Raw genomic sequence first — 23,582 nt, 5'->3', positions numbered from 1 at the left:
CATTATAGGTCGATCACCCATGGCTGGTTTCGGGCCTTGGGCATTGTCACAATACGGTAATGTTACTACAGCGCGGACTGTGCTCTGTCGTCAATCGGGGACATTCGTTCGACGCTTAGGTCTGGAGTGTTGCGTAATCCAAAGCGTTGATCTAATTTAGTGTGCGCCGCACACTATAATAAGCATGCTTCGTGGGTAGAACGGCGGAATAATAAAGACAGAATGCCGCCGCGGATAAGGGAAGGGAATAATAACATGGGCCAGGAAGAGCCACTTTTTGCTTTGGTGTCCAGCCGACCGGATGCGCTCGCCGCTCGGCTGGACGTACATCTCAAACACGTAAAAGCTGATTCAATTCGTTGGCTGACGCCTGAGGCGCTGGCGACCATCGTGTTGTCGCCTCACGAGGTCTTGATCGTCGATTTTACCTCCTTCGTTACCGAGCCTGACGCCGCATGGTCAAAGCTAAAAAGCCATCCCGTACTCGGCTTGCTGCCCGTCGCGGAGGTAGAAATACCCAGTCAGCGTACCCAGGTGTGCAGCGAGGTCATCGCCTGGCCGGGAGGGTATGAAGAATTGTCGGCCAAGCTCCAGCGTCTTCAGCGTCTGGCCACGGTCGGACGGCGCCTGGAGCGCCGGCTGACGCTGAGGCTGAATCTCATCGGCGCATCCGAATCGTTCCACAGTGTGATCACCGATATCGGCAAGTATTGCAAATGCGATGCGCCGGTGTTGATTCTGGGTGAAACCGGCACCGGCAAGGAAAAGATCGCCCGCGCCATCCATTACCAGGGCCTGGAAGACGGCAAGCCCTTTGTCGCCGTCAACTGCGGCGCCTTGCCGGACAATCTGGTGGAAAACGAACTCTTCGGTCACGTCAAAGGCGCCTATACCGATGCCCGCCATTCCCAGCTCGGCCTGGTGCAGCAGGCCGAGGGCGGTACCTTGTTTCTGGACGAAATCGAGGCCCTCAGCGCCAAGGGTCAGGTGTCCCTGCTGCGTTTTCTGCAGGACTATGAATACCGACCCCTGGGTGCTGAGCAAAGCAGACAGGCCAAACTGCGCTTGATCACCGCCAGCAATGAACCGCTCGAGCGCCTGGTGACACAGGGATTTTTTCGCCGCGATCTATTCTATCGCATCAATATTCTTAGCTTACAGCTGCCGCCGCTGCGTGAACGGGGTGATGACGTGGTCATGCTGGCCGAGTATTTCATCGACCGATATCGGGAGATGTATCAGCAATATGATAAGTACCTGGATCCCGCTACCCTGCGCTGGATGGCGCGTTACGACTGGCCCGGAAACGTGCGCGAGCTGGAGAACCTGATTCTGCGGGAATTCCTGCTGGCCGATACACCCTGTATCAGCATTCAGCCGTTGCAAGGCAGCGCGGGCGAACGCCGTAGCAATATGCGCGACCGGCGTTATCGCGCCCTCTACGGACGCAATTTTCAGGATGCCAAATCGGTGGTGGTGCGCGAATTCGAGCGCAGCTATCTGCAATACGTGCTTGAGGACGCCAAGGGCAATGTCTCTCAGGCGGCGCGGCAGGCGGGCAAGGAACGGCGTACCTTTGCCAAACTGTTGGAGAAGCACGGCATCAGCAGAAAGCAGTTCCCCGGCGAGTAATACTCAGCGTCGTCTGTGGTGGAATGAAATCTCCCCTAACCCCCTTTAAACACGGGGAGGCACAGCGCAGGACTCGGACGAGACGCCTCATAAGCGCTTGAGGGAATCGATGACTTCGTCACGCAGCAGACCCCGCGGCACCGGTATTTGTGCCGGGTAAAAGTGCCCGAGTTTTCCTCATGTACCTGGCCCTTTTTACCCTATGTGCCGCACCACCTTTCGTCTCCCATCACCAATAATCAAACACTTGTCTTCTCTATGTGGCTGGCACGCTTTCTGCTGTGTGACACCAGGTAAAACGATAGTCAGGGGCCGCGCATGTGTGAATGGGAGGACCGGGTCAGCAACGTGGCCCATGAAATCGAACACTACCTGGAATCTCATCCCCAGGCCGCCGACTCGCTCGAGGGCATTGCCAGCTGGTGGATAGCGCGACAACGCATTCGCACGGAACTGGAAGTGGTGCGCGCCGCGCTGGAACAGCTCTCGCACTCGGGCATTGTCTCGGCCAGGCAGGACACCGGCAAACGCGGTCCGATCTATCGCTTGAACAACAAGAATCACTGAAGAGTGAAAAAAGGCTCCGCTTAGACTCATGGCAAATATCAAGAGCATCCATTCAGTGTGCAATTCCATTGTTCAATATTTGCAAAACGCCTATGAGGCGTACCCGCTGCCCGAGGGCGCGCCGAATACCACCATGCAGGATGAGTATCCCTGTAATTTCAGAGTCATCGCCTCCGGCGAGCTGGAGCCCGACGCCGATTTCGGCACGTCCCTCACTTTGTATCTCTATCGCGTCACGATTAACGAGCATATGCGCAGTCAGACCCGGGCCAGAGGTGCGCTAGACGATGCCGTGCCGCTGTCGGTGGACCTGCATTTTCTCATCAGCGTGTGGGCCGACAGCGCCGCCGCCGAACACACCATTTGCGCCTGGGTTATGAGTCAACTGCACCAACACCCCATCATGGATGTGTCGTCGTTGACCGAGGAGGGCGGCTGGCGCCAGGACGACGTGGTGCAGATTATCCCGGCGGAGCTCTCCAACGAGGACCTGATGCGCATCTGGGACGCCCTGGCGCCCAACTACCGCCTGTCCCTGTCCTACATCGCCCGGGTGATCCGCATCGATCCGGACGATGCGGAGACCGGCCTGCCGGTGGTGGCGACCCGCTATCAATATGAAGAGAAGCGTGACGACGATGCTGATTGAACGCATCGAACAACGCGTCTTGGGTGCGCTGCGCCTGGTGGATCGGGCGACACAGACGCCGTTGACGCGTGCCATGCAGATTGGTTCACCCAGTGCGCGCCTGCTGCGCAATCGGCGCGGTTTTTATGTCATCACCCACGCCGACGGGCTGGCGTCGCACAGCGAGGCCTTCCTGGCGCCGCCGGATGCTCCGGCCTTGCAGGCCAATCAATACGTTTTTGAGATCGCCGATCCGCAGCGGCGTTACCTGCCGCGCCTGGTGACCCTGCGTCTGCCGCGCGATCCCGACCCGGACAATGCGGGCCACAGCGACTCGTTGTTTACGCCGCGGGACGTCGCCATGTATCCCGCCGCTACCGCCGTCCTGTCGCACAACTGGAGCACGGTCCGCGCCAGCGTCACCCAGGGGCCGGACCCGGCTACGGCGCCGCCGGTGCGCGGCAGCCTCATCCGCATCATCAATGCCGAGGACGACAAGGTGCTGGCCAGCGGCATCTCCGATGAGCGCGGCGAGGCGTTGGTGATCGTGCCCGGCGTCCCGGTTACCAAGTTCGCCGACGCCGACGCGGGAGAGGGGGGTGACGGCGACGAGGAAGCGCCGGTCTTGGTCAACACCCTGGCGGTGCGCCTGGAATTATCCCTGGCGCCGTCCACGTCTTGGCCCGTTGACCCCGACCTGTTGGAACAAGACCACGAAACCCATCGGCGCGTGAGCATGGATTTGGAGCTCGCCACCGGACGGATGGAACGCGTAGCTATCAACTTAACCTGAACAAGGGAGATCGATCATGCCTGAATACCTAGCCCCCGGCGTCTATGTGGAAGAGACCAGTTTCCGCGCCAAATCCATCGAGGGTGTCAGCACCAGCACCACCGCCTTTGCCGGCCCGACACGCAAGGGGGCGACCACCGGCGAACCGGTGTTGATCACCAGCTTCGGCGACTTCGAACGCATTTTCGGCGGCTTCGAAAACCTCGACTTCGGTGCCGGCGAGGTGCCCAACTACGTGGCCCACGCGGTGCGCAACTATTTCGATAACGGCGGCGCACGTTTGTTCATGGCGCGCGTCTACAGCGCCAGCGGCGGTGACGGCATCGCCCGCAGCGCCTTTGCCGGCGGCGATGCCGACGACGCCAACAACATCCGTTTCATCGCCCGTTCGCCCGGGCGTAACGGCAACGGCACGGTGACGGTCTCCTTGCTGGAGACACCGGTCACCGCCATGTCCTTGGATCGCGCGCCCCTGGGCACGGTGATGGATGACGGCGGCACCCTCTTTATTCGCGGCGCGGGCGGTTTCGTGGATAGCGGCGACACGGCCTTCGGTGCGTTGGGTGGGGACGAAAATTTCATCACCGCCAATGTGCTGGTCAGCGACGCCGACGGCAATGATTATTTCTATGAAAATCTCGGCCTCGCGCCCGGCCATCCGCGCTACATCGGCGATGTGCTCAGCCCCAACCCCGACCGTCTGGTGGATCAGCTGGAGCTGGCCTTTGCCCTGGAGCCGGGTGACGGCGTGGATGCCTTCCGCCTCCACGCCGTCCTCGATAGCATCGACGGCACCGCCCAGGCGTTGAGCGGCGGCAGTGACGGCGGCGAGCCGGCGGCCGGCGATTACACCAATCCGTTGGGGGAGTTGGGACGCGTCGATGACATCTCCATCGTGGCCGCGCCGGGCTATGCCTCCTTCAGCGACCGCGAGGGGATACAGGGCGCCCTGATTACCCATGCGGAAACGCGCAAGGCCTACCGCTTTGCCGTGCTGGACACCCGCGCCGGCATCATCCCCACCGAGGCCTTGACCGACAAAAGCGTCGTCGATTCCAGCTATGCCGCCATGTACTATCCGTGGGTGGTGGTCTCCAATCCGTTGGCGCGACCCGACGATGTCAGCATCCCGCGCGAAATCACCCTGCCGCCTTCCGGGTTCATCTGCGGTATCTACGCCCGCAACGACATCGCTCGCAGCGTGGCGAAGTCGCCCGGCAATGAAGTGGTGCGCGGCAGCTTGCGGTTCGAACGCAACATCAGCCACGCCGAGCAGGAGATACTCAATCCGCGCGGCGTCAACTGTCTGCGCTTCTTCCCCGGGCGCGGCTATCGTGTCTGGGGCTCGCGCACCGCCAGCTCCGATCCGGAATGGAAATACATCGGGCCGCGGCGCTTCTTTCTCTATCTGGAGCACTCCATCGACCGCAGCACCCAGTGGGCGGTGTTCGAGAACAATGGCCCGCAACTCTGGGCCAACGTGCGCGAGGCGGTGATCAGCTTTCTCTACAACGAGTGGCGCAGCGGCAATCTGCTCGGCAGTACCCCGGAAGAGGCCTTCTTCGTACGCTGCGACCGCAGCACCATGACCCAGAACGATCTGGACAACGGTCGCATGATCTGCCTGATCGGTGTGGCGGTGCTGAAACCGGCCGAGTTCGTCATCTTCCGTATTGGTCAGAAGACCGCCGATGCCCGGGATTGATGTGGACGTGAAGATTTGTATTACAAGCATGTGGGGGCAACGAACTAAATCCCCCCTAGCCCCCCTTTTGCAAAGGGGGGAACAGGGGCGTTGCCACCGTCGTGGGTCGCAGCAAACCTCCCCCTTTGTTAAAGGGGGACCGAGGGGGATTTATTCGGGTTGGCACGAGGTCGGGCATTTTAAATCCCCCCTAGCCCCCCTTTTGCAAAGGGGGGAACTGGGATGTTGCCACCGTCGTGGGTCGCAGCAAACCTCCCCCTTTGTTAAAGGGGGATCGAGGGGGATTTATTCGGGTTGGCACGAGGCCGGGCATTTTAAATCCCCCCTAACCCCCCTTTTGCAAAGGGGGGAACTGGGATGTTGCCACCGTCGTGGGTCGCAGCAAACTTCCCCCTTTGTTAAAGGGGGATCGAGGGGGATTTATTCGGGTTGGCACGAGGCCGGGCATTTTAAATCCCCCCTAGCCCCCCTTTTGCAAAGGGGGGAACTGGGATGTTGCCACCGTCGTGGGTCGCAGCAAACTTCCCCCTTTGTTAAAGGGGGATCGAGGGGGATTTATTCGGGTTGGCACGAGGCCGGGCATTTTAAATCCCCCCTAGCCCCCCTTTTGCAAAGGGGGGAACTGGGATGTTGCCACCGTCGTGGGTCGCAGCAAACCTCCCCCTTTGTTAAAGGGGGATCGAGGGGGATTTATTCGGGTTGGCACCCGGCCGGGCATTTTAAATCCCCCTAACCCCCCTTTTGCAAAGGGGGGGGCTGGGATGTTGCCACCGTCGTGGGTCGCAGCAAACTTCCCCCTTTGTTAAAGGGGAGAGCTATGTGCCAGCGTGCTGAGCGGAAAAATATTTTAAGACAAGGAGACTACCATCATGGCTGAACGTATCACCCCTTACGGCGCCTTTAATTTTATCGTCAATCTCAATGGCCCCGCCGGCCCGGAGGCGCCGTTGGGCGGCTTCTCCGATGTCAGCGGTCTGGGCGTGGAGATCACCATGGCCGAGTATCGCAACGGCAATGAAAAGGAGAACCACGTGCGCAAGGTGGCCGGCATCCACAAGGTCTCCGATGTCACCTTGAAACGCGGCATCGTCAACTCGGAAGACCTGTGGGACTGGATCAAACAGACCCAACGCAACGGCCCCGAGGCCAAGCGCACCGTGGTCATCACCCTGCGCGACGAGGCGGGCGAAAACGTGGAGTCCTGGACCCTGCGCAACGTGGTGCCCATGAAATATACCGGTCCCACCCTGGCCGCCAAGGGCGGCGGGGACGTGGCGATGGAGGAGTTGGTGCTGTCGTCCGAGGGCATTGACCTCGAGGTGGCCTAGCGGACTGATTCGAGATGAAGGGATTGATCTTCGAAGCACTTGCCCCCGAGGCCGATGCGGCGCCCAATCGCACCGACGTGGCCTGTTTTATCGGCTTCGCCAAGACCCGCGCGCTCGAGACGCCGGTGCCGCTACGCCGTTGGCTGCAGCACGAAGGCTGGTGGTCCACCGCCACCAGCACCGGCGTTCAGTCCGGCGCGGAGTCGCTCTACGATGTACCCGTGCCCATCCACAACTGGGAGCAATTCGATCAATTGTTTGCATGGGATGAGCGTGAGTACGCCGACGCGGCCACGCTGGGTGCCACCTATCTGGGCGCGGCGTTGCGCTCCTTCTTCGCCCAAGGCGGGCGCAAGTGTTACGTCATCTCACTGGGAGAACCGGTGGCGCTGTCCGATGATCGTGCCAGGCGCGATGCCATGTTGCTGCAACTGGTGCCCCACTACACCGGCCAGCGTTCGCGGCGCGGTGAATGGCACGGCCTGCACCATCTCTTCGGCCTGCCCGAGGTCTCGTTTGTGAGCATGCCCGACTTGGCTGAGCTTGCGTCGGTTTATCGTGAGGATACGGTGACGCCCGTCGAAGTGCCGCCGCCCGAGCCGCAGTTCGTGGAGTGCTCCCAAGCGACCGCGCCCGAGGCAGAGAAACAGGTGATCTATCTGGCGCCACCGCGCTGCACCGATTCCGAATACGTGATCTGGCGCACGGTGCTGCGCCGTGCGGCGCAATTCATTTCCGAGTTTCGCCGCGATGCACAGCTGCTGGCCGCCTTGCCCTTACCGCATCAGGCGAGCAGCGCGGCGCGCGATCTGCTCGCCTTTATGCATTTACAGGGTTGGCTTAGCGGTAACCTGCAAACCAGTAATAGTCTCGCTACCGCCTTTCTACAGCTGGGCTTCCCCTGGCTGCAGCAAGACTACGCCGGTGATTTACCCGCCAACCTGGAACCGCCCGAGGGCGTCATGGCCGGCCTGCTGGCGCGCAATGCCTTGACGCGCGGAACCTTCCGCAGTGCTACGGCGCTGAATATTCAGGATGTCATCGACATCGCCCCGCGTCTGGCGCAGCAGGAACGCTTCGCTCTCAATCCGGCCGCACCGCCGACGGCGTCGCCCCGGGCGCCGCTGATCGATCGGGTTTCCTTGTTGGGACAAACGCCGGAGGGTTTTCGCTTATTGTCGGATGTCACCACCGGCAATGATCTCAATTATCGTCAGGGCAACATCAACCGTACCATCGCCCTGGTGATGCGCGCCGCGCGCGCCATCGGCGAGGCGTATGTCTTCGAGGCCTCGGGCGAACGTTTATGGCAGCAAATCGAGGATCGGCTCAGCGATGTGCTCACCGCCATGCAGGCGGCCGGGGCGCTGGCGGGGCAGCGGCCGGAGGATGCCTTTCAGGTGCGTTGCGACCGCTCCACCATGATGCAACAGGACATCGACAGCGGCCGCGTCATCGTCTTGGTCACCCTCCGTCCCGCCGCCAGCATCGAGACCCTGCGCATCCAGCTGGCCATCGGTGATGGTGGCCGTGTCTCACTCTCGGCCTTAGGGATGGAGGCGGCATGAGCGCTGTCTACGACTACCCGTTGCGCGGCTTCCGCTTTCAGGTGGACTTCAAGGAGCAGATGCTGGGTAACGAGACCGAGGGCGGCGAGGTGCTGTTGTGCAGCGGCGCCTTCGCCGAATGCAGCGGCCTGGAAGTGACCATGGAACCCAAGACCATCAAGGAGGGCGGGCGCAACTGGGGCGCGGCGCAACGCATGGGCAACATCAACTTCGGTACCGTGGTGTTGAAACGTGGGCTGACCCAGACAGACGATCTGTGGAACTGGTTCAGTCTGGTGGGCGAGGGGGCCTATGCCCAACGCTTGAATGTCTCCATCACCCTATTCGACCAGGCCGGCACGGGCGTCTTCTCGTGGACACTCAAACGCGCCCTGCCCACCAAATTCAAGGCGCCGGACCTGAACGCCAGCAACAACGAAGTCGCCATCGAAGAGTTGCACCTGGTTCATGAAGGCCTGGCCCGCAATGACGCGGCCGTGAAACAACTGTAGGGATTGGAAATGCCAGATACACCCAACATAGTCCGAGCCAACTTCAGAATTCGCGGCAGCGATGAAAGCTTCGCTGTGCACTTCAATCCGGCCTCGCTGCAATACACCATCAGCAACCAGATGAAGAATACCGGCTCGGGCAATTCGGCCAAGCAATACGTCGACGAGAGCACCGGCAAGCTCACCATGGAGTTGGTCTTCGACACCACCGACAGCGGCGAGGATGTGCGCCTACACAGCGTGCGCGTGGCGCAGTTGATGGAGCCTCAGGAAAGTGACAAGACCCCGCCCGTCGTCGAGTTCGAATGGGGGCTATACACCTTTGCCGGCATGATGGAGCAATACAAAGAGACCATCGATTTCTTTTCCTCCGACGGTGTGCCGCTGCGGGCCTCGATCAACCTGACCCTGGCTAGTCAGGATGATGTCTTCGAAGGCGGCTCCCGCGAACGCACGGCCAATACCGGCGGTTCGCTGGCCGGGCAGGGCGGCGGCAACACGGTGCAGACGCCGCCACCGCCCGACAGTGACGGGCGCGGCGTCACCCAGGTGGCGACCCGGGCCGGCAACCCCGCTGCAGCCCGCGACATTGCCAGCCAAAACGGTCTGGAAAACATGCGTTTCACCGGCGCTGCCCGCTTGCAACTCAAGGCCTCGGGTCCGGCAGGCGGTGGTGTCTCCATGACCGCCGGGGCGGGCGGCCGCGGCGCCTTCGCCGGCCTGCATACCCAGGCCAACACGGGTGTGTCAGGCACGCTCAAGCTGAATAATTTCTTGCGTCCGGCCGGCACTGCGCAATTCGGGACCGAAGGCGCCGCCGCCTTCGGCATCGGCGGCCAGGCACGGCTGCAGGGCTCGGCCAGTTTCAAGGCCGACGTGGGTCAGGCCGGCGCGCTTAAGGCGCGCATGGAATTCGACGGAGGTGAATGATGGGTGTGGTATTTGATGAAGTGGTGACTCAGGTGGAAACGCCGCCCAAGCCGGCGGACACAGAGCACGCGCCAAGCGGCGAACACCAAACGCCGCAACAGAAGGCCTATTGCTGGCAGCAGCAACAGGCGACCTTCTGGCGCCGGCAGCAGAGGTTGGAGGCGGATTGATGAGCGTGGCTATGTTTGAGGTGTGTGCCAGTTTCCTCAAATCCCCCCTGACCCCTTTATGCCCGTTCTTTGGGTGCCTTTTTCAAAGGGGGGAACCGGAGCCTTGTCACCGTTCTGGATCGAGGTGGACTTCCCCCTTTGTAAAGGGGGATCGAGGGGGATTTCCAGCGCCTGGCACCACTCCGCCCAATGGCCTGAGTCGTCAACATCACAGCCATAGAGTAATCGCATGACCATCACCGTCCTCAACCGCGCCCCCGTCTACAACCCACGCCCCGTCGTGGAGATCGACGGCCAGCGCTTCGACAAAGTCAACGCGTTGCTGCTGACCATGGCGATGCGCGAGCAGGAGGGCGGCCTGTCCGCCATGGAATTGCGCCTGAGCAACATTGCCAGTGACCCCGACGGCAGCGCCGGTTACGCCTTCGAGGATGAACGCGAAATCCGTCTCGGTTCCAGCATCACCGTATTCGCCGGTGACGTCAGCGCGCCGCAGGAGCTGTTCCGCGGCATCATCACCGGCCTGGAGGTGGAATTCCCCGAGGCCGAACCGCCTGAGTTGTTGATCCTGGCTGAGGACAAACTGCAACAGGCGCGCATGACCCGTCGCAGCCACACCTGGCGCGACATGTCCATCGCCGACATCGCCCACGAGATCGCCGGGCGCCTGAGCCTGCAGGCCCGAGTCACCGGCTTGAGTTCCTCCACCGGCACCTGGGTGCAACTCAACGAAAGCGACCTGGCCTTTCTGCGCAGATTATTGCGCCGCTTCGACGCCGACATGCAGATCGTCGAGGACCGTCTCGAGGCCGCGCCCATCAGCGAGGTGCAGCGTCAGGTCATCGAGATGGCGATGTTTCATGATCTGCGCAGTGTGCGTTTCATCGCCGACCTGGCGCACCAAGTGAGCGCGGTCACCTGCGCCGGTTGGAATCCACTGACGGGGCGGAGTGTCAGCGGCCGCAGCAGCGGCGTCAATCTCGGCCCTGGACAGGGGCGGCGCGGCTTTGATCTGCTGCGCGACGCCATGGGTGAGCGCAGCGAACATGTGGGCCACATCCCGGTGTCCAACGACGACGAGGCCCAGGCCCTGGCCGATACGGTGTTCGATCAGCGCGCGCGCGGCTTCGTGCGCGCCGAGGGCACGGCCACGGGGCATCCCAGCATCCGTATCGGCAGCCATCTGCAGCTGCGCGGCGTCAGCGCCCGTTTTGAAAACACCTACTACGTGGTCAGCACGCACCATCGCTATGACGTGCAATCCGGTTACCTCACCGACTTTAAGGCCGAATCGTCCGCGTTAGGAGAGGCCTCATGAGCGACCAGGCCCTGATGAAGCAACTCGTTCCCATGCTGCACGGTGGCAGTTATCTGGCCAAGGTGGTGGCGGTGAACGACCCCGAGGGCATCGGTCGGGTCAAGATCCGCCTGCTCAGCTTCGACGGCACGGATGAACAGGACGCCGAGATCTGGGCCCGCGTGGCCGTGCCCTTCGCCGGCCACAATCGCGGCGCCTTTTTCATTCCCGATGTGGACGACGAGGTGCTGGTGAGTTTCGTCAACGGTGATCCGCGCCAGCCCATCGTCATCGGCGGCTTGTGGAGCGGCAGTGCCGACGTGCCCGAGACCCTGGGCGGCGGTGGTGACCGTGTGGATCGCTGGACCCTCACCGGCAAGGCCGGCACCCGCATCGCCATCGTCGAGGAGCAACCCTCGGATGCCACCATCAGCTTCACCACCCCGGGCGGGGTCAGCGGTGAACTGACGGATGCGGGCGGCGGCAAGATCGAGTTTCGCATCAGCGGCACCACGGTCACCTACGATCCCCAGGGCGTGACGGTGAACACCGGCATGAATGTAAAGGTGCAGGCGACACAGGTGGAAATCAGCGCCTCCATGGTCACGGTGAACGCTGCCATGTCGCGCTTCAGCGGCGTGGTGCAGTGCGACACCCTGATTAGCAACAGTGTCATCAGTGCCTCCTATACACCAGGGGCGGGCAACATATGGTAGCGCTTAAGACAAAAGTCAGATGGCTGGGGCCGCTGCCCATCTGGGCCCGCCCCAGCCCGGTCGGTTTACGCATGGCGGACAATGCCCGTGCCGGTCAACCGGCGATTCTGCGTTTCGATCACGATGCGTTCATGGACGAGTACATCGACGTGATGCAGAGCGAACCGGAGCGTTTGGGCGAGTGGATCGCCCAAGCGGAGACCTGGCGCGAACCCATGGCCTCGCCCACGCGCGGGCAAGCGGACGCCCCGGCGGCATCCCGGGTGGCGTTTTTATATGATAAGACTCACCGCCTGGCCAAGGCCAAAAAACCGCTGTTGCCCACGGCCGTCAACCTGCAACCGCTGAAAACGCAATTCAAGCAAAAGGCGCTGCCCGCGGTCGCCGCCATCAGCGACGAGCAGCTACCGCTGAAATTGTTTCAGCCCGCGCAAAAGCGCCACTACCTGGTGACTGCGTCCCTGGTGTGTGAACAAGCAGGGCTGCCCGATTGCCAACCGGAACTGACACGGCAGGAAAAGGTGAGCTTCGTGGTGCGCCGCCTGCTGCCGCCGGAGGGCAATCCAAACGCGCCTCTGCGCGAATGGGACGAATACGCCTTCGTGCCCGGCCCGAAACACAACAGTTGGCGCCGTATCGGGCATCATCACGCCACGATTACGCGCAGTCTGGTGGCCGGTGAAGAGCAGTTGCCCATGTTTCCGGTGACCTTCGCCCACAAGGTGTGTGGCGACAGCCGCACGCTGTTCAACGGCACCATCCCGGTCGGGCGGCGTGAACAGTGGGTGGGGGCGGAGCTGGGCGCCGATGCCGCCGCCGACAACACAATCAGCGCCGGCCGCAGTATGGCCGCTATGCTGTTCCAGACCGATGTAGTGGCGCCCTGGAAACTGTTGCTGGAACAGGCCGAATTCAAACAGAACGGCGCCAATAAAACCTTTGCCAACTTCGGCAGCGACGCCACGGCGCAGGCGCGTGAGCGCAGACGTCTGTTGCGTACCGCGCGCGACGAGTTGCAGACCGGCTCCTGGTACGTGTTGCTCGACTTCGCCCGTTTCCTGGAGAGGCACCTGCCCGACGTGTGGCAGACACTCAAAGGTGAAAAGGAATTTGCCACGCTCAACGACGCTGAGCAGGCCTTGGTGACCGCCATCAACAACACCGTGCTCGGCGGCGAACTGGGTTGGGAGATCATCGCCGGCAAGCCCGCCGCTGAAGCGACAAGCGATGCCGAACGCTATCTGCTGCAGCTGTTGCAGTTCATCGCCTTTTGGAATGAACAGACCCCTGGTTCTATCAACTCGTCATGGTTCAGCCATTTGTTGAGTATCGGTTGGGGCGCCCACATCCCCAGCGCCGCGGCCCGCTACAAATTTACCGCCCTGAAGTGGACCCTGGGCCATGCCCTGCTGGCGGCTGCAGATTCAGCGCAGGGTTTGGAGGCCGTGGAGACGACCTTCATCCGTTTCAACGAAAGTGGTGCGCCGATTTCGGTCAATAGCCAGTGGCCGGACTTTCTCTTTCCCCTGGCCGATCCCGACCGCGACGCCCCCATGCCCGCCGTTTCCAGTGCCGAGTTAAGTGGTTTGAGCGGCCTGGAGCGTAAGCAGAGCGCCGTGGATGTACTGGCCGAGATGGTGGAGGCCCTGTTGCCGCCGGGCGAGCCGGCCGCGGAATTGATGGACACGGTGCCCCTGGGGGACACGCGCGCGAGTTGGTTCGTGCTGCGCTGCGTCTATGAGCGCCCCCACTGCGGCCCGCTGTTCCCGGCCTTGGTGAGCGCGCCGACGCAACAATTTCAAATGGCGCCGTTCTTCGATCCCGACGCCCCGGCGCGCCCGGTGCGTATCCCCATGCCCATGGATATCTCGCCGGCGGGCCTGCGCAAGTATCAGAAGAATACCGGCTTTGTGATTTCAGACATGCTGTGCGGCAAGATCAAGGGCATCCGCAAGATGAGTTTCGCCGATCTGGTGTTGTCGGTACTGCCCTGGCCGTTTCACAAGGACCTGCCCGATCCCGGCAGCGGCACGTGCAAGGAGGGCGGAAACAGCTTCGGCATGATCTGCTCCTTGTCCATCCCCATCGTCACGCTGTGCGCCTTGATTCTGATGATGATCATGGTGGCGTTGTTTGATCTGTTTTTCCGCTGGATTCCGTATTTGTTTGTGTGTCTGCCGATTCCGGGCTTGAAGGGGAAGAAGGGGGCGTGATGGAGGGTGTGATGAATGTCTTGGGTATTAAATCCCCCCTAGCCCCCCTTTTACAAAGGGGGGGATTGTACGGCGGTTTTTTTAGCAGTGGGCGGCAATCTGCCCCGAACTGTTCCCCCCTTTTACAAAGGGGGGCTAGGGGGGATTTAAAGACGCTGCCACCAAACCAAGGATGGAGCACGCGATGACCAGCAACAACCCACCCATCCCTGTCAACTGGCCCCTGCTCGGTGTCCCCGACAGTCAGGGTCGTCTGCGCTATCCCAGCCTGGCCGAAAGCGTACGCCAGTCCATAAAAATCATTTTACAAACCCGTCCCGGCGAGCGCCTGATGCGCCCCACCTTCGGCGGCGGACTGGAACGCTATCTGCACGAGCCCAACACGCTCACCACGCGGCGTCAGATCCGCGACCTGATCAACGAGTCGCTGGCGCGCTGGGAACCGCGCATCCTGCTGGACCGCGTGGATGTGTGGGAGGTGGAGGAACGCCCGGATACGGTGCGGGTGGAGATCGTCTACCGCCTGCGCCTCAGCAATCAATCGCAACAGATGGGCATCACACTGGAGCTGGAAGGATAAGGATATGCCAATCACACCGCCGCGTTTGGATGATCGCAGATACGAGGACCTGGTCGAGGAGCTGTTGGCCCGCGTCCCGGCACACACACCGGAGTGGACACCGCAGCAGAACGGTGATCCGGGCCGCACCTTATTGGAGCTGTTCGCCTGGCTGGCGGACACGGTGCTGTATCGCGCCAATCTTATTCCCGAGCGCCAGCGCCTTGCCTTTCTGCAGCTGCTGGGCATGCCCATGCAACCGGCGCGCGCGGCGCGCGGTGTGGTCTCCGTTGCGCTGGATGAAAAAACCCCCGTCACCGCGGTGACCCTGGCCAAAGAGGCGCGTCTGGCCGGGCCGGTGAATTTCGAATCCCTGTCCGAAGTGAGCGTGCTGCCGGTCACCGGTGAGTGTTATTACAAACGTGCCCTCAGCATCGATGAAAAAGACGAACTTTCCGAAGTGATCGAGGGACTGCGCCAGTTCCACAAGATCGACGGCACGGTGGACGCCTATGTCACCACGCCCGCCTTCGTCGACGGTATGTATGACAAGGCCGGTTTGGATGTGGTGCAGGACAGCGCCGACCGCAGTTTGTGGATCGCCCTGCTGGCCAGTCGCCCCGAGGACGTGGCGGCGGTGAAGCTGGCCCTGGCCGGCAACGGCGACAGCAGCGAAATCCTCAACGTCGGCATCGCCCCGGCCGTTGAACTGCCCGCCAGTTTCGATGATGTGCGCCGCATCGGCGCCCTGGAACACAGCTGGTGGATCAGCACCGCCGATCTGGTGGATGACGCGCCGGTGTACAGCAACCTGCGCCGGGTGGCGGATACCACCCAGGATTTCACCCGCCGCGGTATCGAACAACTGGTGCTGCCCGGCGGTGTCGAAGACTTCGGCGTGCTGGAAGGCGACGCGCGCAAAGAGGCCAACGCCGGTGTCGGCGATCGGCCGCCGCGCATCGACGACCCGGATAGGTTGGCGCGGCTGGTGGCGTGGCTGCGCCTGCGGCCGGCGGACAAACTGGAATCCATGCGCTTGAGCTGGGCGGGCATCAACGCGGTGGAGATCGATCAGCGCCAGAGCGTGCGCGACCGCGTCATCGGTCAGAGTGACGGCAGTGCCGATCAGGTGTTTCAACTACAGGCCACATCGGTCGACGCGGCAAGTTTTGAGTTACAAGTGGAAGAGAGCGGCCGCGGCTACGTGCCGTGGCAGGCGGTGAGTGATCTGGCCTTAAGCGGTCGCGACGACGGCGTCTTCGTGCTCGACAGCGAGGCGGGCACGGTCACCTTCGGCAACGGCATCTACGGTCGCATCCCCGAGGCGGGACGGCGCATCCGCGTGGCGCAGATGCGCGCCGGCGGCGGCGCGGCCGGCAACCTGCCGGCGGGCACGCTGCAGGCCATCGAGGCCAAGGGCGTGGACGGCGCGCCGGTGACGCGCAAACTGAAAGTAATCCAGGGCATTGCCACCGACGGCGGCAGCGCGGCGGAAACACTGGACGAGGCGGAGCGTCGCATCCCGGCGCGTTTGCAGCATCGTAATCGCGCCGTCACCGAGGATGACTACCGTTCCCTGGTGGCCGAAACACCGGGGGCCAACATCGGCCGCGTCGAAGTGTTGCCGCGCTTCATGCCGCGCCAACGCCGTTTCAATGTGCCCGGCGTGGTGTCGGTGATGGTGTTGCCGCGCAAGCAGATGCACCAAGCGCCCAACCCGCGCCCCGATCAACCCCTGATTCAAAAGGTGCACGACTATCTCTCGGCGCGGCGGCCATTGGCCACCGAGTTGTATGTCATCGCTTGTGAATACATTCCCGTCGCCTTGGGCGTGGGCATTACCGTCAAGGCCGGTTTCGCTCACGACCAGGTCAACTACGACGTGCAGCAGGCGCTGCAGCGTCATCTCTGGAGTTTGTCGCCGCACGGCCCGCAGGGCGAGGGCTGGCCGCTCGGCCGCAACGTGGGCGATCGTGAATTGGAAGTGGTGGTGGCCCGGGTCAAGGGTGTGAACACCGTCAGCGGTGTGAATCTGTTCCGGCGCCAGAACAAACAGTGGCGTCAAGTCGAGCGGCTGCAGCAGTGCGCCGCCATCGAGATCGTCTTGAAAGACTGGCAGTTGCCCGAGTTGCTGGCGGTGACGGTGAGCAGCGACGGCGTCACGCCGGAGACTGTCAGCGCGACCCACACAGGCGGTGAAGTCGACGGCGGCGGTGGCGTCGCCCTGCCGGTGGTCCCGGAGACCTGCTGATGGACGCCAACGGCCTCAAATTCTGGTTGCTGGCCGACGAGCCGCACTGGCACCTGCCCGGCGAGCCGCCGGCGCTGGAGTACGATGCCCAGCGTCGTAGTCTGCGCCTGGCGCGGCAACGCCGTGAGCTGACGATCGCCGAGGATCGGTCAGCGGCCGAAACGCGCCTCGAAAGCGTGCCCCAGGCGCGTGACGAACACGGCAACCGTGCCTGGTGGGACGGCGAATGGCATCGCATTTTAGCCGTGGGTGTGGACGATACGCCGCAGATTATCTACAGCTTTACTGAAGAAGTCGCGCTCACCGACATGGCCTTGGGCGCGGACGGCGTGCTCTACATGGCGGTGGACGGCGCGGTGATCATGCATGACCGACGCCAGCGCTGGCGCGATGCGGTGGTGAGCGCGGACGGGTTCAAGGCCTGGCGTCTCAGTCCGGCACCCGGCGCGGGTTGTTGGGTACTGGATCGCGACAACCGCCGACTGGCGCGTTTGAGCGGCGCACCCATCTCCGAGCGCGCCCACAAACCCTATACTCCCGAGACGGTGCGGCCCTGTCACGAGAACGCCAATCCACCGCGCCTGACCGTGCTGGACAAGGTGCATTGGCCCGTGCAGGAGGCGCCCGTGGCCCTGGCCTGTAGTCTGACCGGCGAAGTGGTCTTGCTCAGCTGGGTGACGCATGGCGAGGCCGTATTGCGGCAGCTTGGCGAGACATTCGAACTCAGTGACCCGATGACACTGCTCGGCACGCATACGCCCTACAGTCTGGCCTGGGTGGCCACCGGCCGCATCGGCGTATTGGTCTGCGGTGAGACCACGGATGAAACGCCGGCCAAGGCCAAGAGCGAGGCGCGTGTATACAAGGTCGATACCTCGGCCTCGGCCCAGTTCCCGTCCGGTGATTTGTATCCACTGAAACAGGATTACAACTTCGGCCCGTTTATCCACGGCCTGGACTATCCGCCGCACTATCCGGCCTTCGACACCAGCCATGCCCTGCATCGTCTGTCGTTCCCGTTTTTTACGCGCCAGGGCCAGGCCTTCAACACCGGCCTGCACATGCAGCTGGACACTGCCGAGGTGGATTCAGTGTGGCACCGGCTCTATATCGAGGCATCGATTCCCGCCGGTTGCGGTATACGTGTGTGGCTCACCGCCAGCAATGAGGTGCAGGACCATATCAACGATGACAGCTTGCAATGGTTCGAACATCGCTTCGGTGAGCGCTATCAACAGGGTGCGCCGAGCGATATTCCGGTGGGCGCGTGGATGTCGCGGTCTTCGGAATTGCCGCACCATCCCGGCCTGTTGCCGTGTGAAAACGAGCCCGGGCGCAAGGGCTTGTTCACCGTCTTGATTCAACGCGGCGGTCTCCAGGTGCGCAATCTGCGCGGTCGGTATCTCTATATCAAAGTGGAATTGAGCGGTCCCGGCAACGCGACGCCGGAACTGTATGCCGCGCGTGCCTATGCCAGCCGATTCTCTTATGTGGAACACTACCTGCCCAAGCTCTATGGCGAACAGACCTTCGCCCCCGAGGCCGACGCGGCGGGCAGGGCCACCCCCGCCGATTTCCTCGAACGTTATATCAACAACATCGAGGGACTGTTTACCACTATCGAGGACGGCATTGCCTACAGCGATCTGGTCACGCGGCCACAGACCGTGCCGTCAGAGGCCCTGGAGTGGTTGTCCGACTGGATCGGTTTTCAATTCGAGGCCGGCTGGTCCGAAACGCAACGGCGCCGTTTTCTGGAAAACGCCGCCGAGCTGTATCGCTGGCACGGTACCCTGCGCGGTCTCAATCTGGCCTTGGAGATTGCCACCGAGGGCGGTGTCAGCGGCGGCGAGATCGTGGTGCTGGAGGATTACCGCCTGCGCCGCAGCTTCGCCACCATCATCGGCGCCGACCTGGACGACGATGAAGACCCGTTGACCCTGGGTGGCATCGAAACCGGCAACTCATTCGTCGGTGACACCCTGTTCATCGGTGATGAACAGCGGCGCGAGTTTCTCGCTCTATTTTCCGCCGATCTCGATGTCAACGCCGCGGAGCAAGCCGCCATCGACACCTTCTTCGATCGCCTGGCGTTTCGGGTCACCCTCCTGGTGCATCAAAACGTCACGCCTCAAGACCTGGGCATGATCCAGCGCATGGCCGAACGCGAGGTGCCGGCCCACGTGCTGTCCCGGGTGCTGCCCACGAGCGCGCCCTTGTTGGCCGGCATCACGTCTTTAGTTGGCGTGGATACCTATCTGACGTCGCGGCCGCAAGCCAAGCCGGCGCGCGTCAATCGTAGCTATGTCGGCCGCGGCGATTACGTCATGGGCCCGGCGACCTTGGATCCGCGTCTGGAAGGTGTCGGCAGCGGCGTGCCCGAATTGCCCAGCCAAAAACCCATCGCCCGCGCCGACGATGTGAGCGCCGGGTTCGGCGACGACTTCACCCTGGACGGCAGCGACTCGGAGGCGGCCCCCGGCCGCAGCCTGGTCGGTTACCGCTGGTCTTTTTTAAATGACGAAGGAGATAACGCATGACCACTAAAACACTCGAAGATATCCGTGCCAACGACATCGAAACCACCGATGCCACGCTCACCATCACCATGCCCAACGAGAAACTGAAGGTGGGACAGCACACTTTTCAACTGGAGGTGAAGGACGACTCGGGTAATGTCTCGGCGCCGGCCAAGGTGATGTTGATTGTGCTGGACACCCAGGCGCCCACGGCGGTGATCACCGTCAACGACGAAGAGGGGCGGCCGCTGGACAACAACTCCATCGGCTTCGGCCGCAACTTTATCTTGAACGGCAAGAAGTCGGTAGATGTGGGTGGCGGCAATATCGTCAGCTACAACTGGTCTCTCGTTGACGGATGATCCATGGCCGACTTCAGGCGCAAAAAGCGATTCAAGACCCGGGTGCCGCAGCTCAAGGTGGACGGCGGCCTGCCGGCCGGTACCTATGTCTTTCAGCTTGAAGTGGAAGACAGCAGCGGCAATCGCAGTCGGGCGGCCAAGGTGAAGGTGAGGATCGTGGATCAGCGCATTCCGGTGACGCCCATCGATCCCGATGACCTGCGCATCGAGCGGCCGGTGATCGGGAATGATCCCGTCATCATTCGCAGGCCGTTGGGGTGAGGGTGGGTGGCAGGAAATCCCCCCTAACCCTTTATGCTCCGCGAGTGCCCTTTAAAAAGGGGGGGGGAGCGGGCGGTGGTTAAGGCATGGGCACTGCAATCTGCCCCGGAATGTTCCCCTCTTTGTAAAGGGGGGATGGTATGCGGGTAACGTGCCGGGCCCGAAGGGAACCCTCCGCCCCAGTTCCCCCCCTTTGAAAAAGGGGGGCAGGGGGGATTTAAAGTGTAAGGAGAGCAAACATGGCAAAAGAAACAGATTCATTGCCCCTGCCGGAAGGCCCCGACCGGGTCCATTACGCGACCGGCGTGCTGCTGGGGGCGGAGGACTTTCGGGCCGAGCAGGACTATCACCGCAGCCGCCTGGCCCGGGCCCTGGCATATGCCATGGGCCAAGGCACCCTGGCGGGGCTGGAGGTGATCCATGAACCGGAACAGCCGGCCGATGAGACCAACCCCGCCCGTTCGGAACGTCTATTGGTCGAACCGGGCCTGGCCATCGACCGCCTCGGACGCCTGATCGAGGTGGTCACGCCGCGTTGCCTGAAACTGGCCGACTGGTATGCGGCCCAGTCGCCGCAACTGCTGCGCCAGGCCTGGCACGACACGGGCAATCTGTGGACCGATTCACCCTCGGGGGTGGCGGCCGATCTGTTCATCCGCTTCGTGGTGTGCGAGCGCGGCAAGACCCCGGCCTTCGCCTCGTCTGCCTTCGACAGTTTTGATAGCGTCACCGCCGCGCGCCTGCGCGACGGCTTTGAAATCGAGTTGATCCTGCGTCAGGAGACCGATCCGCCCGTGCCCCAAGCCCAATGGCCCGACTTCGGCGGTGATGCCGTTAATCTGCGCCAGGCCATCTTCGATGCCTGGCGCCAGGGCAGTGCCTACAGCAGCTTGCAGGGTCTGGACCCCTTGCCCGAGCACGTGCCGGGTCAGGATACCAGCGCGCTGTTTCTGGCCCGGGTGCTGTTGCCGGCGGATCAGGCCCCGGCCGGGCAGCGCCCGGCGCGGCGCAGTGCCGAAGCGGTGATGGTGCGTAACGAGCTGCGCCCCTTCGTGGTGACGGCCAATGCCTTGGCGCGGTGGTTGGGGGTTGGAGTGACGGGGGATGTTTAAAGGTCCCGGGAATGAAATCCCCGCTAACGCGAAAATCCCCCCTAACCCCCCTTTAATAAAGGGGGGGACCGGTACGGGGGTAGTTTGCAGGGCTCCGCGGGAAACCCCTGCCCCAGTTCCCCCTTTGAAACAGGGAGGACCGGTACGGGGGTAGTTTGCAGGGCTCCGCGGGAAACCCCCGCCCCAGTTCCCCCTTTGAAACAGGAAGGAACGGTACGGGGGTAGTTTGCAGGGCCCCGCGGGAAACCCCCGCCCCAGTTCCCCCTTTGAAACAGGGGGGACCGGTACGGGGGTAGTTTGCAGGGCTCCGCGGGAAACCCCCGCCCCAGTTCCCCCTTTGAAACAGGGAGGAACGGTACGGGGGTAGTTTGCAAAGCCCCGCGGGGAATCCTGCCCCAGTTCCCCTTTGAAAAAGGGGAGCAACGGTACGGGGGTAGTTTGCAGGACCCCGCGCGGGGAACCCCCACCCCAGTACCCCCCTTTGAAAAAGGGGGGCTAGGGGGGATTTATACAAATCAAGATCAGTTCAAGGAGAATTGAGATGAACAAGATCACCACCGGTCCGGCCCGGGAGAAGATCGACCTGGCCGAGCTGCAGCAAGCGAAACCGCAGGGCACCATCATCACCGATGATCGTCGTCGCCGACCTCTGTGGTTCGACGGGCGCTTTCTCGATGCCCAGGCCCTGAACGCCGAGCAGAACTATTTTCTGGCGCGCCAGGCGGACTATGGCCGTGTCGCCGGTTTCGGCGTCATCACCGGCTTGGGTGTGCGCGCCCACAGCGAGAAGGCGCGCACCGTGGTCATCGACGCCGGCCACGGCCTGACGCCGTCGGGCAGTCAGGTGGTGTTGCCGGAACAACTCAGCGTGGATCTGGCCAACGTAGCCGAGGGACAGCAACTGGATGCGAGTTTTGGTCTTTCCGAAATTCCCAGGGCGTCACCCTTCAACCGCAGCGGGCTCTACATCGTCGCCCTGCGCACGGTGGAGTACACCGGCAATCCCATTTCGTCTTATCCCACCCATGTGGACGCGCCGCGCACCACGCATGACGGCTCGGTGATCGAGGCGACGGCAGTGACCCTGATCCCTTATCCCGATCCCGGCGCGGCCACCGAACTGGAACAGCGTCGCAGCCATGTGGCGCGTGAGATCTTCTACGAGGAAAGTTTGAAGGGCCAACCCGAGGATGTCTTGCCGCTGGCCATGCTGGCCCTGGATCACGGCATTATCCGCTGGCTGGATATGTTCATGGTGCGGCGCGAGATCGCCCAGCGGGAACGCAATGTCTGGGGCCTGGGGATTTCGCCGCGACCCTTGCGCGCCGCCCATCTGCGTCAGTACAGCGTGCAGTTGAATGAACTGCAGCAACAACTGGGCTCGGGCGCGCGTATTAGCGCCAGTGAACACTTTCCGGTGTTGCCACCGGCCGGTCCTATGCCCGCCAGTGGTGTCAACGGTGATGATTTCAGTCACAGCTTTTTTCCGGCGGAGATGGATGTGGAGCTTTCCATCGTGCCGGAGGATGAACTGCCGGCCTTGTTGGAAGACGCCATGCTGTTGCCGCCGCTGGACCTTGAGTTGACCGGCGCGGCGCAGGAGTCCACCTCGGTACTGGTGGTGATGCCGGTGCCGCGCCATCAGTTCCGCAGCCTGAGCCAAAGCCTGCCCACTATCAGCCGTGAACTGCCGGCGGCGCAACCGGGCATGATCGCCAAACGCAAACCGATCACGGCCTTGAGTCAATTGTTGTCGCGCCGACGGGTGACGGCGATGACTCCCGCAGAGGCGAGTGCCGACAGTCAGTGGCGCACCGAGTTGAGCAAGTTGAGCCAACTCTGGTATCTGCGCCGCCGCAATCTGCACTACAAGGCGGAGGTGACCTCCTGGTCGGTGGAGATCCGCAGCGCTGAAAGGGAATTTGAAGAGAAGGTGACCGAACGCATCAACGGCCTCAATCTCAAGACCCGTTTCAATTCCCTATTGTCGCGCGCCACCACCACGGCAGCGGCGGAGCTTACCTCGTTTCTCGCCTCGCCCATGATGCTGGGCGGCTCCGACGCCGCAGTACGGGCGGCGGTGACCGAACTGGAAAAGGCGGAGGAGGTGGACAGCCGCGACGTCATGAAAGTGGCTGAACGTTTCAGCGAACCGGGCTTTGGCGAAGGTCTGGCGCGGTTGGAAAAAGCGGATGAGCACTTCAGCGGCAATACGCGGGTGATGGAGAACCTGGCCAAGTCCGGCAAGCTGCCCGAGCTGGACCGACTCAGTCGCACCCTGCCCAAGGCGGAGTTCGAAACGCTGACCAAAGAACTGGCCGACGCAGGCAGCGGCAATGATGCCGCCGCGGTGGAGAAGGTCAGCAAGGTGATCGAAGAGAAGGCCGGTACCACTGAGGTGCGCAGCGGTCCGGTGGTGAACAAGCCGGTCTCTTTCAATCCGCGTATCGGTAGCACCCTAACCAGAAGATGAGGCGCAT

The 23,582-nt window shown here is 62.4% G+C and carries 19 protein-coding genes; all 19 read left to right on the top strand.

The window, feature by feature from the left end:
• Positions 1–639 precede the first annotated feature (639 nt).
• Complete coding sequence (locus tag Tel_12160; GenBank protein ALP54857.1) at positions 640–1,632, top strand: hypothetical protein; 993 nt, start codon at positions 640–642, stop codon at positions 1,630–1,632.
• Between the two features lie 318 nt (positions 1,633–1,950).
• Positions 1,951–2,199 carry a hypothetical protein gene (locus tag Tel_12155; GenBank protein ALP53826.1) on the top strand — a complete coding sequence of 83 codons (249 nt, stop codon included), beginning with the start codon at positions 1,951–1,953 and terminating at the stop codon, positions 2,197–2,199.
• A gap of 28 nt (positions 2,200–2,227) precedes the next feature.
• Complete coding sequence (locus Tel_12150) at positions 2,228–2,848, top strand: hypothetical protein (GenBank protein ALP53825.1); 621 nt, start codon at positions 2,228–2,230, stop codon at positions 2,846–2,848.
• Positions 2,838–3,620 (top strand): hypothetical protein, encoded by a 783-nt coding sequence (locus Tel_12145; protein ALP53824.1) that lies wholly within the window; start codon positions 2,838–2,840, stop codon positions 3,618–3,620. The genes Tel_12150 and Tel_12145 overlap by 11 nt, the downstream gene beginning before the upstream one ends.
• 16 nt (positions 3,621–3,636) lie before the next feature.
• A complete protein-coding gene (locus Tel_12140) occupies positions 3,637–5,325 on the top strand; it encodes a phage tail protein (GenBank protein ID ALP53823.1) in 1,689 nt (562 codons plus the stop codon).
• 869 nt (positions 5,326–6,194) lie between these two features.
• Positions 6,195–6,653, top strand: a complete 459-nt coding sequence (locus tag Tel_12135; protein ID ALP53822.1) for a phage tail protein — start codon at positions 6,195–6,197, stop codon at positions 6,651–6,653.
• A 14-nt stretch (positions 6,654–6,667) separates the two neighbouring features.
• Complete coding sequence (locus tag Tel_12130; GenBank protein ID ALP53821.1) at positions 6,668–8,221, top strand: hypothetical protein; 1,554 nt, start codon at positions 6,668–6,670, stop codon at positions 8,219–8,221.
• Entirely contained in the window at positions 8,218–8,712 is a 495-nt protein-coding gene (locus Tel_12125; GenBank protein ALP53820.1) for a hypothetical protein, read from the top strand. Before Tel_12130 ends, Tel_12125 begins: the two co-directional genes overlap by 4 nt.
• 75 nt (positions 8,713–8,787) lie before the next feature.
• Positions 8,788–9,642 carry a hypothetical protein gene (locus tag Tel_12120; GenBank protein ALP53819.1) on the top strand — a complete coding sequence of 285 codons (855 nt, stop codon included), beginning with the start codon at positions 8,788–8,790 and terminating at the stop codon, positions 9,640–9,642.
• 399 nt (positions 9,643–10,041) lie between these two features.
• Positions 10,042–11,130, top strand: coding sequence for a hypothetical protein (locus Tel_12115; GenBank protein ALP53818.1), 1,089 nt, complete (start codon positions 10,042–10,044; stop codon positions 11,128–11,130).
• Complete coding sequence (locus tag Tel_12110) at positions 11,127–11,825, top strand: hypothetical protein (GenBank protein ALP53817.1); 699 nt, start codon at positions 11,127–11,129, stop codon at positions 11,823–11,825. The genes Tel_12115 and Tel_12110 overlap by 4 nt, the downstream gene beginning before the upstream one ends.
• Positions 11,819–14,038, top strand: a complete 2,220-nt coding sequence (locus Tel_12105; GenBank protein ALP53816.1) for a hypothetical protein — start codon at positions 11,819–11,821, stop codon at positions 14,036–14,038. The genes Tel_12110 and Tel_12105 overlap by 7 nt, the downstream gene beginning before the upstream one ends.
• Positions 14,039–14,222: 184 nt before the next feature.
• Positions 14,223–14,618 (top strand): baseplate assembly protein, encoded by a 396-nt coding sequence (locus Tel_12100; protein ID ALP53815.1) that lies wholly within the window; start codon positions 14,223–14,225, stop codon positions 14,616–14,618.
• 4 nt (positions 14,619–14,622) lie between these two features.
• Positions 14,623–16,848 carry a hypothetical protein gene (locus Tel_12095; protein ALP53814.1) on the top strand — a complete coding sequence of 742 codons (2,226 nt, stop codon included), beginning with the start codon at positions 14,623–14,625 and terminating at the stop codon, positions 16,846–16,848.
• Complete coding sequence (locus Tel_12090) at positions 16,848–19,388, top strand: hypothetical protein (protein ID ALP53813.1); 2,541 nt, start codon at positions 16,848–16,850, stop codon at positions 19,386–19,388. The genes Tel_12095 and Tel_12090 overlap by 1 nt, the downstream gene beginning before the upstream one ends.
• Positions 19,385–19,729 (top strand): hypothetical protein, encoded by a 345-nt coding sequence (locus Tel_12085; GenBank protein ID ALP53812.1) that lies wholly within the window; start codon positions 19,385–19,387, stop codon positions 19,727–19,729. Before Tel_12090 ends, Tel_12085 begins: the two co-directional genes overlap by 4 nt.
• A 3-nt stretch (positions 19,730–19,732) precedes the next feature.
• Positions 19,733–19,990, top strand: a complete 258-nt coding sequence (locus Tel_12080; GenBank protein ID ALP53811.1) for a hypothetical protein — start codon at positions 19,733–19,735, stop codon at positions 19,988–19,990.
• A 239-nt stretch (positions 19,991–20,229) separates the two neighbouring features.
• Positions 20,230–21,102: a hypothetical protein gene (locus tag Tel_12075; protein ALP53810.1), complete on the top strand. Its 873-nt coding sequence runs from the start codon at positions 20,230–20,232 to the stop codon at positions 21,100–21,102.
• Positions 21,103–21,643: 541 nt separating this feature from the next.
• Positions 21,644–23,575, top strand: a complete 1,932-nt coding sequence (locus Tel_12070) for a hypothetical protein (GenBank protein ALP53809.1) — start codon at positions 21,644–21,646, stop codon at positions 23,573–23,575.
• The last annotated feature ends 7 nt before the right edge of the window (positions 23,576–23,582 follow it).

The sequence above is a fragment of the Candidatus Tenderia electrophaga genome (assembly GCA_001447805.1).
Classification (GTDB): domain Bacteria; phylum Pseudomonadota; class Gammaproteobacteria; order Tenderiales; family Tenderiaceae; genus Tenderia; species Tenderia electrophaga.
This window is presented reverse-complemented; position numbering and strand designations above follow the sequence as displayed.

Excerpts from the sequence above, each read along its gene's own strand:
- Tel_12130 (ALP53821.1), top strand. The coding sequence starts at position 6,668 with ATGAAGGGATTGATCTTCGAAGCACTTGCCCCCGAGGCCGATGCGGCG.
- Tel_12135 (ALP53822.1), top strand. The coding sequence starts at position 6,195 with ATGGCTGAACGTATCACCCCTTACGGCGCCTTTAATTTTATCGTCAAT.
- Tel_12115 (ALP53818.1), top strand. The coding sequence starts at position 10,042 with ATGACCATCACCGTCCTCAACCGCGCCCCCGTCTACAACCCACGCCCC.
- Tel_12140 (ALP53823.1), top strand. The coding sequence starts at position 3,637 with ATGCCTGAATACCTAGCCCCCGGCGTCTATGTGGAAGAGACCAGTTTC.
- Tel_12105 (ALP53816.1), top strand. The coding sequence starts at position 11,819 with ATGGTAGCGCTTAAGACAAAAGTCAGATGGCTGGGGCCGCTGCCCATC.
- Tel_12090 (ALP53813.1), top strand. The coding sequence starts at position 16,848 with ATGGACGCCAACGGCCTCAAATTCTGGTTGCTGGCCGACGAGCCGCAC.
- Tel_12110 (ALP53817.1), top strand. The coding sequence starts at position 11,127 with ATGAGCGACCAGGCCCTGATGAAGCAACTCGTTCCCATGCTGCACGGT.
- Tel_12085 (ALP53812.1), top strand. The coding sequence starts at position 19,385 with ATGACCACTAAAACACTCGAAGATATCCGTGCCAACGACATCGAAACC.
- Tel_12125 (ALP53820.1), top strand. The coding sequence starts at position 8,218 with ATGAGCGCTGTCTACGACTACCCGTTGCGCGGCTTCCGCTTTCAGGTG.
- Tel_12095 (ALP53814.1), top strand. The coding sequence starts at position 14,623 with ATGCCAATCACACCGCCGCGTTTGGATGATCGCAGATACGAGGACCTG.
- Tel_12100 (ALP53815.1), top strand. The coding sequence starts at position 14,223 with ATGACCAGCAACAACCCACCCATCCCTGTCAACTGGCCCCTGCTCGGT.
- Tel_12155 (ALP53826.1), top strand. The coding sequence starts at position 1,951 with ATGTGTGAATGGGAGGACCGGGTCAGCAACGTGGCCCATGAAATCGAA.
- Tel_12080 (ALP53811.1), top strand. The coding sequence starts at position 19,733 with ATGGCCGACTTCAGGCGCAAAAAGCGATTCAAGACCCGGGTGCCGCAG.
- Tel_12150 (ALP53825.1), top strand. The coding sequence starts at position 2,228 with ATGGCAAATATCAAGAGCATCCATTCAGTGTGCAATTCCATTGTTCAA.
- Tel_12145 (ALP53824.1), top strand. The coding sequence starts at position 2,838 with ATGCTGATTGAACGCATCGAACAACGCGTCTTGGGTGCGCTGCGCCTG.
- Tel_12070 (ALP53809.1), top strand. The coding sequence starts at position 21,644 with ATGAACAAGATCACCACCGGTCCGGCCCGGGAGAAGATCGACCTGGCC.
- Tel_12075 (ALP53810.1), top strand. The coding sequence starts at position 20,230 with ATGGCAAAAGAAACAGATTCATTGCCCCTGCCGGAAGGCCCCGACCGG.